Source organism: Psychrobacter piechaudii (genome assembly GCF_900162825.1).
Taxonomy (GTDB): domain Bacteria; phylum Pseudomonadota; class Gammaproteobacteria; order Pseudomonadales; family Moraxellaceae; genus Psychrobacter; species Psychrobacter piechaudii.
On the sequence record NZ_FUGE01000077.1, the window covers coordinates 1 to 13,425 of the forward strand.

Genomic DNA, 13,425 nt, shown 5'->3' on the forward strand with positions numbered 1-13,425 from the left:
TGAGCGAGATTTAACATCACCAACCACAATTAAGCTGTTATCTTTAACAAGCTTGGTGGTGAATTTATGAATTAAGTCTAATCTTGTGTTTTTGATTTTAGCATGGATTGCTTTAACACGTTTTTTATTGTTAGCACGTTGAGCGATGGCAAGCTTTTTAGCCCACTTTTGAGTTTGCTTAATGGTAAGTTTATCACCCATTGAGGTAGTAGCAGACTCTTTTAAGCCCAAATCAATTCCAACGCTGCCCTTACCACTTACTTGCTTAGGAAAGTCTTTAAAGGTGATACACGCATACCAACGATTACGACTGTCTTGTACTATCTCAAGCGTATTAATTTGATATAGGCTTAGGTTGTAGCTATCGAATACATCGATGATGAGCTTTTGACCTTTAGATAGCGATAGCTGAATTGTTGATTTAAGTGCTTTCTTCCCCGTTTGTCTTGTGCTTAGGTATTTGATAGCAGACTTTTTAAAAGGTATCCACCCAAGTGATTTGCGTTTAGCATCAGGACGATTGCTGCGCCAATTAAGCTTAGCTTTTTTAAACTGTTTACGTGATTTAGCATGTGTTTCATTGATAGCCTGTAAGGTCTGACTGTGTAATCCTAAACACTCACCGCTACCTTTGGTGTACTGGTTTAAATCATAAGCACTGAAGAACCTGTCAGTGCGTCTTAAATGCTCAAAGCTTAACGCATTAACATAGTTCCACGCATAATTCACTGAACCGCTTAGACGATTCAGCTCTTTTATGTGTTTGTCTTTAATGCGTAGCTTGAGGGTTTTCATATGCTTAGTATGGCAGATTAATTTTAACTTACAACCCTTTAACGGCTTCTTACGACCGTGTGTGTCGCCTTATATCCACCCCCTGAAGTGGGTGGTTTTACGGCGACTGGTGATAAAATAATTTATCACAACGAATAATAACAAAAAAGGCCAAAGTTATTGAGGTTAGCAGTCAAAGTAGAGCACTAACCTTTATCAATAGCAGTTCACGGTGTATTATGCCGCTGCCATCTCAGCGAAGACTTCTTCAGCCGCTTTAATAGTGGCATCCAAGTCCTCTGTAGAGTGTTTAGACGACATAAAGCCCACTTCATAGGCAGAAGGTGCTAAGTAGATACCACGCTCCAGCATGCCATGGAAGAAAGTATTGAACTTATCCATATCGCAAGCGGCCACTTCATCGAAGTTTTGGGGTACACCAGTGGCTTCCTCTTTAACGAAGAATAGACCAAACATACCGCCAAGCTTAGTTGAACGTAGCTTAATGCCCTGCTTCTCAGCCGCTGCTTGAATGCCGTCAACAAGGTAAGTTACCTTGTCAGCCACACCCTCATAAAAGCCTTCTTGGGTTAAGTCTTCAAACATGGCGATACCTGCACGCATGGCCAGTGGGTTACCTGATAATGTTCCTGCCTGATAGACGCCGCCCATAGGTGCAATGCACTCCATAATTTCACGTTTACCACCGAAGGCTCCTACCGGCAAGCCTGCCCCGATAATCTTACCAAAGCAAGTTAAGTCGGGCTCAATACCAAAGTGACCTTGTGCGCCTTTTAAACCCACACGGAAGCCGGTCATTACTTCATCAAAAATCAATACCGCACCGCCTTGGGTACACTGCTCGCGTAAGGTATTATGGAATTCTTGAGTCGGGATAATCATGTTCATATTGCCAGCAATAGGCTCTACGATTACACAGGCAATCTCATCACCCCATTTCTCAAAACAGTCTTTTACCGCTTGTGGGTCGTTATACGGCAAGGTAATAGTGTGCTTGGCAAAGTCGGCAGGCACGCCTTGTGAGGTTGGCTCACCGATATCTAACATACCCGAACCTGCTTTTACTAACAGGCTGTCTGAGTGACCATGGTAGCAACCTTCAAACTTAACAATCTTATCTCGACCTGTATAACCACGGGCTAGGCGAATGGCACTCATCGTGGCTTCCGTACCTGAGCTGGTCATACGGATCATCTCAACACTTGGCACGATATCACAAATGGTATCTGCTACTGAAGTCTCAAAAGTAGTTGGGGTACCAAAGCTTAAGCCATCATCGGCAGCCGCTTTTACTGCATCAATTACTTTTGGATGCGCATGACCTAAGATCATAGGCCCCCATGAGCCAACGTAATCAATGTACTCGTTGTCTTCGGTATCATAAATTTTACTGCCTGTAGCTTTGTGCATAAACACCGGGGTACCGCCCACACCAGCGAAGGCACGAACGGGCGAGTTAACACCCCCTGGAATGTGCTTTTTAGCTTGTAGGAATAGTTGTTCGTTTTTAGTACTCATAGTAATAACTCTACTTTACAGATGAAAGAGACCTTGATTAGGTCTTTTGATTATAAGAAAGATGATTTTGAGGGCACTGACTTTAAGCGTAATAGTTATAAGAGTTGTGTTAGCAGTGGCTATATTCAAGGTTTAAAGTCCAATTCACCCAGTATCACTGCCACAATATTACAAGGTTTGGGCCTCATAACCAAATATGGGACAACAGTTGCTGTAATAACTCGTCTATCTTACCAAAAAAAAGTGGGCTCTTATGAGCCCACTTTGTATCATTATTCTACTATTATCTATCGCTTAACAGGTATAGATCAATAACGACCGAAGTCTATTATTCACCTAACCCCTCTTACTTAGGAGTCTTCTCTAAGTGAGGGTCAATCTTTTTGCGCTGAGCATCATACGAGTCTAGACGACCTTGTTCGTGCTCTAACCAAATGGCGTTGACGATTGCCAAAAGTACGGCAAACCCAAGACCTAATATCCATGCAAAATACCACATAACTTTCTCCTAGATAACTAAATGGCTTAATACGAGGTGTGATCGTTTTCACGAATATAGGCCACAGTCACCTTACCACGCATCACGCTATAAGCCCAGCTAGTATAGAATACTACAATAGGAAGTAGCAGCACCACCACATACAACATCACCATTAATGTGAAGTGACTTGAGACGCTGTCCCAAATAGTTAAGCTAACGTTTGGGTAGGTTGATGATGGCATGATGAAAGGAAACAACGAAATACCAGCCGTCATAATCACCCCAATAATAGCAAAACTTGACGTCACAAAGGCTGTCAATGTCTTACCTGCCTTCAATAGGGCCGCTGTGATTAATGGCATAATAATACCTAAGGCTGGGAAAGCCCACGCCCAAGGATACTTAGCGAAGTTCGTCATCCAAGCACCCGGCTGCACTACCACTTCTTTAGTTAATGGGTTGGCTACCGCAGTTGGATCAATCTGCGACACAATAGCATACCCATCAATAGACTGAATCCAAACCCCTGCCGCCACAAACAGTACCACCATAGCGACCGCTGAAATCATAGTATATTTAGTAGTACGTGCTTGAATATCGCCTTCAGTGCGGTGAGCTAGGAAAGCCCCACCCTGCATGATTAGCATGGTTGCACTGACCAAACCACAAAGGATTGAGAAAGGGTTCAATAAGTTCCAGAAACTTCCGGTATAGGTAGAACGCATCATATTATCAAAGCTAAATGGCACCCCTAAGAATAGGTTACCAAATGCCACACCGAAGACTACTGCTGGAACAAATGAGCCGACGAATAAGCCCCAGTCCCAAGCGTTACGCCATCTTTGATCTTTGACCATACTGCGGTATTTAAAACCTACTGGACGGAAGAATAACGCCCAAAGTACCGCCATCATCGCCCAATAAAAACCACTAAAGGCTAAGGCATATACCATTGGCCACGCAGCAAACAAGGCACCCCCTGCGGTAATGAACCAAACTTGGTTACCTTCCCAGTGTGGGCCAACTGTGTTTACTATCACACGGCGCTCATCATCGTTTTTACCAACGAAGGGTAACAGGGTACATACCCCCATGTCATGCCCATCCATAATGGCAAAACCAATAAGTAACGCCCCTACTAGAAGCCACCAGATTATTTTTAGCGTTTCATAATCAAATAACATCGTTGACCTCCTTATTGCTATGCACTGGCGTCACGTTACGTGGAGTCTCACCATCATAACGGCCGGTACCTAAGCTTGCTGGACCTAACTTGACATATTTCACCATCAGATAGACTTCAATAATCAATAAGATCGTATAGAAGCCGACAAAACCTGCTAATGAGCCATAGACGTTGGCGACACTAAAGTTAGTGACTGATAAGTGGGTAGGTAGAACCCCGTAAATGGTCCAAGGTTGACGACCATATTCTGCCACAAACCAACCCAGCTCGATGGCAATCCAAGGGGCAGGCAACATGATTACAGCCCACTTTAATAGCCAAGTTTTCTCAGCGAAGTTACCTTTCACGGTATGCCACATAGCAGCCGCAAACAGAGCTAGCATTAAGAAACCAAGACCGACCATGCCACGGAAAGACCAGAACATAGGGGTTACCGCAGGAATGGTGTCATCCACGGCCTTTTGAATCATCTCTGGTGTAGCTTGTGACACATCTTCAGTATATTTTTTTAGCAATAAACCAAAGCCTAAATCTTCTTTGACCTCATCGAATTGACTTACTAAGGTCTTATCTTCTGGTGTTTCACGCAGTTGCTCTAGTAAGCTAACCGCCTCAATACCATTGATAATACGCCCTCGGTTAACCTCTTTAATCTCATGAATACCGGGGATTTCTTTATCAAGAGAACGGGTACCAATAATACCCATGGCATAAGGAATCTGGATTTGCCAATCGTTTTTCTGCTCTTTTTCGTTGATACCAGCAATTAGGTTAAACGAAGCAGGCGCAGGCTCGGTATGCCACATGGCTTCAATAGTAGCCATCTTGGTTTGCTGAGCGGCACCAATCGAATAACCTGACTCATCCCCTAGGACAATAACACTCAGGATTGAGGCTAAACCAAAGGCTGAGGCCACCTGGAAGCTGCGTTTGGCAAAAGGCACATCGCGTTTGCGTAGCAGGTATAAAGCAGAGATAGAAAGAACAAAAACAGACGCGGTCACATAGCCGGCTGATACGGTATGCACGAATTTGTTTTGGGCATCTGGGTTAAGTAAGATGGTAGCAAAGCTATCCATTTCCATACGCATGGTTTCGTAGCTAAACGAAGCCCCAACAGGACTTTGCATCCAACCGTTAGCAATCAGAATCCATAGTGCAGAAAGGTTGGTTCCCAGCGCCATTAGTATGGTAACGATAAGGTGCTGAGCACGAGAGAGTCTGTCCCAACCAAAGAAGAATAGACCCACCATGGTGGATTCTAAGAAGAAAGCCATTAGACCTTCAATGGCTAAAGGGGCACCAAAAATATCACCCACATAGTGTGAGTAATAAGCCCAGTTGGTACCAAACTGGAACTCCATGGTAATCCCTGTGGTTACCCCTAGAGCAAAGTTAATACCAAATAGCTTGCCCCAGTATTTGGTCATGTCCTTCCAGATTTGATTACCGGTCGTGACATAAACGGATTCCATAATGACTAGAATCCATACCATTCCCAAAGTTAATGGGACGAATAGAAAGTGGTAAAGCGCTGTCACCGCAAACTGCAAGCGGGATATATCAACTAGATGTTCAGTAATCATACTAAACCTCCTAAAAAGAAGGATTAATTCACACTGTCATTTGATTTGCATAACTTAAGGCGTTTATCGCTCACATCCTTGCTTGCTTGCCCTAATGCACCCACTCCCTTTACACCATTAAACCAACTGAGTGATCAATCCTGCATTACCGATAAGTTTCAACACCTGTAAAATACTTAAGCCTTATAGAACACGAATGACTATTGAATCCCTAAGGTGTCGTTGAACAACTCTAAAAAGCAACTACTTAAAACAACACTGCTAATAAACGTTTACTCAGAAAACTTAACTGCCTATATTATAATCTACAATTTAATAAAATATTAGAAATATAATACCAAATAGGTATTTAAAAATACCCATTATTAATTTATGGATTTATTCTGCGTATATTACCTAAATATCACTATTTGTTCTAGGTATCCTTTAACTTTCTTTCACAGTCCTCACTAATGTAACTTTTACTCGTCTTGTTTACTTACCTTTATGAGTAAGTAATTGATGACTGGTCTTTGCTAGCACATTAGTTAGATACATTAACATACATTGGCTTTTCGAAGCAGTAAGCTTAGAATGCTTATTAAAGTATACTCTTATTGTTGCACCATTTTTTAACTTTTGCCTCTCATAATTTTCTCTTTTTTTTAAGACAGAAACTACTATGGCCACCCTTTCAACTGCCGAAAAAAGCTTTTTAAAACAGCTGGTAAATACTGTGCGCCGCTCTTTAAATCTTGCGTGGCTACTCACAATCCTTAGTACCCTGCTATTTGTAGCGCAAGCTTGGCTTCTTGCTAATATATTTAGCTTATGGTTGACCAATTATTTTGATAAGGTACCTTTATCCACTGGGGGTAACTTAATGTGGTTCGGGGCGTTGGCGGCTTGTTTTATACTGCGCCCTTTATTAAATATGGGGAGGGAGTTATTAAGTGCTCGTGCCAGCTTACAAGTCCGGACAGCTCTAAGGCAGTCATTATTAACCACCATGGCTCACTTAGGACCCAATTTACGCCACTTTGGCAGTGATGGCAGCATCTCCAGTCAAATTATTGACCAGACCGATGCTTTAGATGGCTTCATTAGCCGTTTTAGTGTCCAAAAGAACGTTACGGTGACCACCCCGCTTATCTTGTTGATCGCTGTGGCTTGGCAAAGCAAGTTTGCCGCGGCTCTACTACTCATGACTGCGCCCCTGGTACCGATATTTATGATTCTTATCGGCCACCTCACTGCCAAAAAAAGCGCTGCCCAATTTGGTGCCTTGTCTCAATTAAGTGGGCGCTTTTTAGATTGGATTCGTGGTATGCCAACGCTAAAACGCTTACAAGCCACCTCCATTGCCGAGCAAGATTTAGCCATTAGCAGCGAAGATTACCGCCGCCGCACTATGGATGTGTTAAAAATTGCTTTTTTAAATGGTGCGGTTTTGGAGTTGTTGGCTGCCCTAAGTATTGCTCTAGTGGCCGTTTATCTGGGCTTTGGGCTCATGGGGATCTTGCCATGGGACAAAGGGCATGTGCCGGTGGGTTATTTTGGGGCGCTGTTTATCCTGCTTTTGGCCCCTGAGTTTTACGTCCCCCTTCGTCAATTGGGGGCAGACTATCATGCCAAGGCGGAAGCTGAAGGGGCTGTGCAAAGCCTGTTACCTATTATTTCAGCAGCCCAATCAAGCATTGATAGTGTCTTAGACACCGCACCTACGACTACCAACAGCTCAAGTCCTGTGGATTTATCGCAAGCTTTCGGATTAATCCTAAATGAGTTGAGCATTCGCACGGCCATTACTGATCCAGACAGTGACAATGAGCCTGAATCTTCTGACTCAGAAGCACAAACTTATCGTACCCGCTTAGCTCCGATTAGCTTTACGCTCCAGCCAGCACAGCGAGTGGCTTTAGTAGGTGACAGTGGCAGTGGGAAATCCAGCCTATTGCAGGCCATTATGGGCTTTGTTGATTATCAAGGTCAGATTGAAATCAGCCCTGCCAATGGGCAAAACATTGATATCAAACAAGTGCCTGCACCGCAGTTAAGACAACATATTGGCTATCTGGCACAGCAAGTGGCCCTAATGCCGTTAACCATTGCTCAAAACTTACGACTTGCCAATCCAGAGGCCAGTGATCAACAGTTAATCGAAGTGCTAGAAGAAGTTGAGCTGTGGTCACTGATTAAACGGTTGCCCCAAGGACTCCATACCCAGCTTGGTGATAGAGGACAAGGGCTGTCTGGCGGGCAACAGCAGCGTTTGGGAATTGCTCAATTACTGCTTAGACAAGACAGCTTATGGCTACTCGATGAGCCCACAGAGCACCTTGATCCAGATACTGCAGATAGAATCCATCAGCTGCTTCAGCGGGTTAGTAAAGGTAAAACGGTGATTTGGATTACTCATGCCCACCAACAGCTTAGTTGGTTAGATAACGTCATTAGGCTGTCACTACCTGCAGCAGTAACGGTAAGGGGAGAAGATCATGACTAAACAAGTCTTAGCCAAATCCGACACAAGCTCAAATCAGCAGTCTCCATTGACGACCAACGCTCCCGTATTTCGTTTGCGTGATATGTTTAAGCCCTCCTTTGATCTGTGGGTGATATCTTGGATCTTAGGATTGGTTACAGCCCTTTCTATGATTGCGCTATTGATGATATCCGGTTGGTTCATTACCGGTGCTGCTTTGGCTGGCATGATTGCGGTGGGCTCGCATAGCTTTAACTATATGTTGCCCGCCGGCATTATTCGGATGCTTGCCATGGCAAGAACAGCTGGGCGCTATGGAGAGCTGATGGTATCGCACAATGCGGTATTTGACTTGTTAAAAACGTTGCGCTTACGCTTCTTTAATCGATTAGCAGCCCTACCCTTAGTGCAGCAGCGCAACACACTACATGCTTCCCAATATATGCACCGCTTGGTGAGTGATATAGATAAATTAGATGAGTTTATTCTCAGGGTCATCTCTCCTTGGCTCATCGGTAGTGTGTCCATGCTATTGTTAGCTGCATTCATTGGCTGGGCTCTGCCACTGAGTTCAATCAGTAAGATTGTGATTTATCTATTGCTATTATCCGCTTTACTACTGCCTTTCATCGCTAGCCTTAAAGGTATCCAAAGCGCCAAGCATTTATCACAAGTTGCAGAGTCTAGACGCCAGAAACTATTGGCGCCACTGGCAATCATTACCCAGTTGCTGCTTTGGCAACAATGGCAAACACAAACTAAGGATTATACTGAACAAGACGATAAGCTACAGGCCTTAGAATGGAAGGCACAGAAACACCGCTCTAGCTATATGCTGCTTATTCAGTGGTTCTGTTATGCCGCAGTGTTGGTGGTACTATTTTCGATATATCAGTTAACTAATTCCTCTACTGCGTTAGCCACCGACATTAATGTGCCGTTAGCACTGGCAGTAACTTTAGGATTACTGGGTATTCAAGAGATTATTGTGCCACTAGGTCAACACTATTTAGCCATGGGTAATAGCATCTCTGCCAAAGACAGACTCAATGCGCTACTAAATCCTACAGCCAATCAGCCAGAGCTCAATAATATAGCTGCTACAGATATTGAAAAGGGACTAACGTTACCAACGGGCCCTATTCACGCTGAACTGTGCAATGTTTCTGCCAAGATCCCAGGGGCTTTAGTAGGTGCCAAAGAAGTCAGCGTCAGCATCCAATCTGGCATGCCCTTGATTATCAAAGGCCCTTCCGGCTGTGGTAAATCTACTCTACTACAAGCTTTGTCCGGTGAGTTGCCAGTGCAAGCAGGTGAAATAACACTCAATGAGCAAAACTGGTTTGCTTATGACTGGCAAGATCAGTTGGGTTATCTAGGGCAACAACTGGATATTTTTGATCAGACATTAGCCGCTAACCTTCGCCTCGGCAAACCTGATGCCACTGAAGAGGAGCTGCTATCCGCTTTGGATAAGGTAGGTCTACTGCCTTGGCTGCAAGCACAACCACAAGGATTACAAACTGCTCTAGGCGAATATGGGGCAGCGATCTCTGGGGGTCAGGCCAGACGCGTTGCTCTAGCCAGACTGCTATTAAAGCCGCGAAAAGTTTTACTGCTCGACGAACCGTTTGCTGGACTAGATACTGAGACCCGAGAGCGAGTTTGGAACAGTGTACGCGAGCACCAAAAGCAAGGGCTACTAATCATTGTTAGCCACCATGAGTGGGATATGGGTGAGTGTGAGGTATTAACCTTAAAAGAAAATGTTTTTATTGATTAGTTTTTATTTTAATTTAGTTTAGTTATTTTAATTATTAATATAAAAAATAGCCAAACCAAATACTCTCTCAATCAAAAGGATTGTTTATCCCTCATGGATGATAAAAAAACAGCAGTAGAATTACCGGCTCAACCTGAAGCTGTCGTAGCCCCCATGCATACTTTTGAAGCTTTTCGTATTATTGAAAAGCTCAGTGAAGGTATTAACCCTCTGTCGGATGAGCCACTAGCGCCTAACAGTCTGTGTTTGAATGATGATATACAACGGGCTTTGCAAGCGGCTATTCCTGCCCTTCAAGCCCGTATCAGATGGATTGAGCGCCAAGCACAGTTACCGGGCAATGCAGGTAAACCTTGGAAAACAGAGGAAGAAGAAAGTGTTAATACAGGGTTCGATAATGGTGATAGCGTGGATATTCTAGCGGAGCGTCATCAACGTACCAAAGGCTCTATTACTTCTAGGCTGATTAAAATGGGCAAAATAAGTGCTTAGCTTTAAGTCCATTTTGTAGTCAACACCCCAGTTATTCAATGACTTTAAATATTAAATGACTTAAAAAAATAAGGAGCAATCACATGATTGCTCCTTATTTATTAATTAAAGCATAAAATCTGATCCATTAAATGGTCAAGTCTGATTTTTCACCTAGCTCATATAAAGCACCAGCTCGACCGACAATTAATGGATCTACATTACCCACTTGTTTTTGGTCTTTGCCTTCATACGGAAGTTTATTTAGCACATAACGCATGGCGTTCAAACGGGCACGCTTTTTACAATCTGATTTAATCACAATCCAAGGCGACTCAGCGGTATCTGTGTTATAGAACATGGCTTCTTTTGCCAAGGTGTATTCGTCCCATTTGTCCAGTGAGGCCAAGTCAATCGGCGATAATTTCCACTGTTTTAAAGGATGCGCTTCACGTTGCTTAAAGCGGCGACGCTGCTCATCACGGCTTACCGAGAACCAAAACTTAACCAAATGGATGCCTGAATCAATTAAATGTTTTTCAAACTCAGGGGTTTGACGCATGAAGGTGGCGTATTCCTCTTCAGTACAGAAGCCCATGACTCGCTCAACACCGGCACGATTATACCAAGAACGGTCAAATAGCACCATTTCACCGGCCGAAGGGAGATGCTGAATGTAGCGCTGGAAATACCACTGCCCCATTTCACGCTCTGTTGGCTTCTCTAGAGCGACCACTCGAGCACTACGTGGATTCAAATGCTCCATAAAACGCTTGATAGATCCGCCTTTACCAGCGGCATCACGACCTTCAAAAATAATAACGACTTTTTGATTATTTTCTCGAACCCATTTTTGAAGCTTAAGCAACTCTACTTGCAAATGATACTTTTGTTTTTCATAAGTTTTACGCGATAAGCGATTCTTATAAGGGTAGCCCCCTTCACGCCAGTTATCTGATAGCTCATCGTCTTTTTTCAAGCCTGTTTTAACGGTATTGGCTAAAGCATGTTTGGCAAATAAGTCTTTAAGCTTTTCAAGATCATCAGGCGACGCATCATGAATTAAAGCTTGTAAGTGATCAGTGATGCCCTCGAAGTTCCCTTCATTTAGGTCTTTTAGCAGAACTTGATCGATCACTGCTTTGGTTTTGATTCGTGAACTGTCTTTTTTCTTTTGCGTTTCGTACTGTTCGATCTTCTTACTATTGGTTACATAGTCATCACTAATCTTTTCGGGCTTATTGCTTTTCTTTGACATACTCACTCCTCATCGTTAATCATCTAATCACAATTAGATAGATTTATTTAATTATTATAGCAAATAAGAAGGGCTTTATTTACTCAAAATCGCTACCTATGAATTGTTTTATGTGTTAGTTGCTTAAACCCTTAAAATTGTTATGGGATACTCTGTAAGCCAATTAATACTTGCAGTTATGAGGTTCTTACCTGGCTAAATTAAATCTGACAAATCTAATTACTACAATAAAACATACCTTGTTAAGGGCAGTAATTGCTTACATAGTTGCTCATAGTAAGCCTATCCACTTTTATCAAAAACAAAAAAACCTCGCAATGAATTCATTGCGAGGTTTTTTATCTTTAATAGCACTATTAAAGTAGCCAATTTATCACTTTAAAGGCTATCGCATTAGGCTTTTTTCACCACAGAAGACTTTAGCTTCATTTGACCAAAACCATCAATCTTACAATCGATATCATGATCATCTGGTGCGTCATGGATTAAGCGAATACTCTTCACCTTGGTGCCTACTTTAAGCGGTGTAGAAGAGCCTTTCACTTTTAGGTCTCTAATCACAGTCACAGCATCACCATCCTGCAAATCGTTACCAACCGCATCACGGATCACATTATCAGACTCTTCTGTGGCAACAGTACCGTCTGCCTCAGCAGCTGTCCATTCGTGAGCACACATTGGACAAATCAATAAGGCACCATCTTCATAAGTTAAATCAGAATCACAACTAGGGCAATTAGGTAAGCTCATTTTATCCTCATTTCCATTACTTAAGATATAGTAGTGAATTGATATCGCTTAGTATTGTAGCCTAAACCGCAACTTTTTGCTCGAGCCTATGCTTGATATTCTCTAGTCCTGCCAACATAAATGAAAATAGCTTTTTGTATACAGCTAATTACATAGCTTAATTGCCAAGCCTCTATAATAACTGGCACTATATGAAAAACCTTTATCGCTATCTATTACAACAACTTAATCAAAACAACTAAAAAAGGATTCTAATTGTGAGTAACTTATCTTTTAAACAATTCACTTTGCAAGGCCCTGATGCTGCAAAATTTTTGCAAAGCCAGCTTACTGTCAACGTAGATAAAATAGGGTTAAGTTATCTGCCCGCCGCCATTGCCAACCTTAAAGGGCGTATTGAGTTTGGTATTTGGGTAAAAAAACAATCTGAAGAGCAGTTTGATATTGTTATTGCCACTGACTGCTTACCAAGCTTACAAGCTCATATAAAAAAGTATGGGGCCTTCTCAAAAATCACTACCTCCGAACCTATTGATATCTACCCTTGCGTCTTAGGCTCAGAGAGCAATACTGAAGAGGCCACCTTTAGCCAAGCTGCAGATAATTGTGATATCGATAAGTGGCAAGCGTTAAGTATTGCCACAGGTAATTACTGGATTGTGGAAGCCACCCAAGGTCAGTTCCAGCCGCAAGAATTAAGACTACATCAGCGTGGCGGCGTAGACTATGATAAAGGCTGCTATATCGGCCAAGAAGTGATCGCTCGTATCTACTTCAAGGCCTCGCCAAAAGCATTTTTACACCGGGTAAAAGGTCAAGGTAAAGTGCCACAGGCTGGAGAAAGCATGGATAAAATTCAGGTGGTAAATGCCATTGCTACTGCAGGCCATTCAGGCTTTGAGGCCTTGGTTGTGGCACGTCCTGAGCACCTAGAAGACTCACAGCTAGAATTATTAGATTTGCCACGTGCACTACAAGCCAGCGTGGCCCGTGAAGCTTAATTAAGTCTAGGCTCAATCACCCTTCTACACCCCTTGACCTCCTCCCCTCGCTAAACCGAGGGGATTCCTACAGCTAGACGGTCAAGCCCGACCGCAAGGATGTTCTTAGCAGCATTGATATCTCTATCATGC

The 13,425-nt window shown here is 43.0% G+C and carries 11 protein-coding genes and 1 pseudogene; 4 read left to right on the forward strand and 8 right to left on the reverse strand.

Annotated elements, in window-relative coordinates; genetic code table 11:
- The 5 genes from A1019T_RS03135 to A1019T_RS03155 all read right to left on the reverse strand — a co-directional run.
- On the reverse strand, positions 1-795 hold a 795-nt coding region (locus A1019T_RS03135), incomplete at its 3' end, for an RNA-guided endonuclease InsQ/TnpB family protein (RefSeq protein ID WP_077450387.1).
- A 216-nt stretch (positions 796-1,011) separates the two neighbouring features.
- Positions 1,012-2,313, reverse strand: coding sequence for a glutamate-1-semialdehyde 2,1-aminomutase (gene hemL, locus A1019T_RS03140; protein WP_077450388.1), 1,302 nt, complete (start codon positions 2,311-2,313; stop codon positions 1,012-1,014).
- Between the two features lie 346 nt (positions 2,314-2,659).
- A complete protein-coding gene (cydX, locus tag A1019T_RS03145; RefSeq protein ID WP_028859135.1) occupies positions 2,660-2,812 on the reverse strand; it encodes a cytochrome bd-I oxidase subunit CydX in 153 nt (50 codons plus the stop codon).
- Positions 2,813-2,838: 26 nt separating this feature from the next.
- Positions 2,839-3,978, reverse strand: a complete 1,140-nt coding sequence (gene cydB, locus A1019T_RS03150) for a cytochrome d ubiquinol oxidase subunit II (RefSeq protein WP_077450390.1) — start codon at positions 3,976-3,978, stop codon at positions 2,839-2,841.
- Positions 3,968-5,566: a cytochrome ubiquinol oxidase subunit I gene (locus A1019T_RS03155; RefSeq protein ID WP_077450391.1), complete on the reverse strand. Its 1,599-nt coding sequence runs from the start codon at positions 5,564-5,566 to the stop codon at positions 3,968-3,970. The genes cydB and A1019T_RS03155 overlap by 11 nt, the downstream gene beginning before the upstream one ends.
- Positions 5,567-6,227: 661 nt before the next feature.
- Here A1019T_RS03155 and cydD point away from each other — a divergent pair.
- From cydD to A1019T_RS03170, 3 genes are all read left to right on the forward strand, one after another.
- Positions 6,228-8,051 carry a thiol reductant ABC exporter subunit CydD gene (cydD, locus tag A1019T_RS03160; RefSeq protein ID WP_077450392.1) on the forward strand — a complete coding sequence of 608 codons (1,824 nt, stop codon included), beginning with the start codon at positions 6,228-6,230 and terminating at the stop codon, positions 8,049-8,051.
- The gene (locus tag A1019T_RS03165) at positions 8,044-9,813 is read left to right on the forward strand and encodes an amino acid ABC transporter ATP-binding/permease protein (RefSeq protein WP_077450393.1); all 1,770 of its coding nucleotides are present in this window, start codon (positions 8,044-8,046) and stop codon (positions 9,811-9,813) included. Before cydD ends, A1019T_RS03165 begins: the two co-directional genes overlap by 8 nt.
- A gap of 93 nt (positions 9,814-9,906) precedes the next feature.
- On the forward strand, positions 9,907-10,305 hold the full coding sequence (locus A1019T_RS03170; RefSeq protein ID WP_077450394.1) for a hypothetical protein: 399 nt from the start codon (positions 9,907-9,909) through the stop codon (positions 10,303-10,305).
- A 127-nt stretch (positions 10,306-10,432) separates the two neighbouring features.
- On the opposite strand, the gene ppk2 is transcribed toward A1019T_RS03170, so the two are convergent.
- Positions 10,433-11,542: a polyphosphate kinase 2 gene (ppk2, locus tag A1019T_RS03175; RefSeq protein ID WP_077450395.1), complete on the reverse strand. Its 1,110-nt coding sequence runs from the start codon at positions 11,540-11,542 to the stop codon at positions 10,433-10,435.
- Positions 11,543-11,935: 393 nt separating this feature from the next.
- On the reverse strand, positions 11,936-12,292 hold the full coding sequence (locus A1019T_RS03180) for a zinc ribbon domain-containing protein YjdM (protein WP_077450396.1): 357 nt from the start codon (positions 12,290-12,292) through the stop codon (positions 11,936-11,938).
- A gap of 257 nt (positions 12,293-12,549) precedes the next feature.
- Between A1019T_RS03180 and ygfZ the strand changes: the two genes are divergently transcribed.
- On the forward strand, positions 12,550-13,293 hold the full coding sequence (ygfZ, locus tag A1019T_RS03185; RefSeq protein WP_077450397.1) for a CAF17-like 4Fe-4S cluster assembly/insertion protein YgfZ: 744 nt from the start codon (positions 12,550-12,552) through the stop codon (positions 13,291-13,293).
- A gap of 50 nt (positions 13,294-13,343) precedes the next feature.
- Here the strand turns inward: ygfZ and A1019T_RS13965 are convergent.
- Positions 13,344-13,425 (reverse strand): annotated as a pseudogene (locus A1019T_RS13965) (RNA-guided endonuclease TnpB family protein); the annotation flags it as partial.

Coding starts and splice junctions, on each gene's coding strand:
- hemL (WP_077450388.1), bottom strand. CDS start 2,313: ATGAGTACTAAAAACGAACAACTATTCCTACAAGCTAAAAAGCACATT.
- cydX (WP_028859135.1), bottom strand. CDS start 2,812: ATGTGGTATTTTGCATGGATATTAGGTCTTGGGTTTGCCGTACTTTTG.
- cydB (WP_077450390.1), bottom strand. CDS start 3,978: ATGTTATTTGATTATGAAACGCTAAAAATAATCTGGTGGCTTCTAGTA.
- A1019T_RS03155 (WP_077450391.1), bottom strand. CDS start 5,566: ATGATTACTGAACATCTAGTTGATATATCCCGCTTGCAGTTTGCGGTG.
- cydD (WP_077450392.1), top strand. CDS start 6,228: ATGGCCACCCTTTCAACTGCCGAAAAAAGCTTTTTAAAACAGCTGGTA.
- A1019T_RS03165 (WP_077450393.1), top strand. CDS start 8,044: ATGACTAAACAAGTCTTAGCCAAATCCGACACAAGCTCAAATCAGCAG.
- A1019T_RS03170 (WP_077450394.1), top strand. CDS start 9,907: ATGGATGATAAAAAAACAGCAGTAGAATTACCGGCTCAACCTGAAGCT.
- ppk2 (WP_077450395.1), bottom strand. CDS start 11,542: ATGTCAAAGAAAAGCAATAAGCCCGAAAAGATTAGTGATGACTATGTA.
- A1019T_RS03180 (WP_077450396.1), bottom strand. CDS start 12,292: ATGAGCTTACCTAATTGCCCTAGTTGTGATTCTGATTTAACTTATGAA.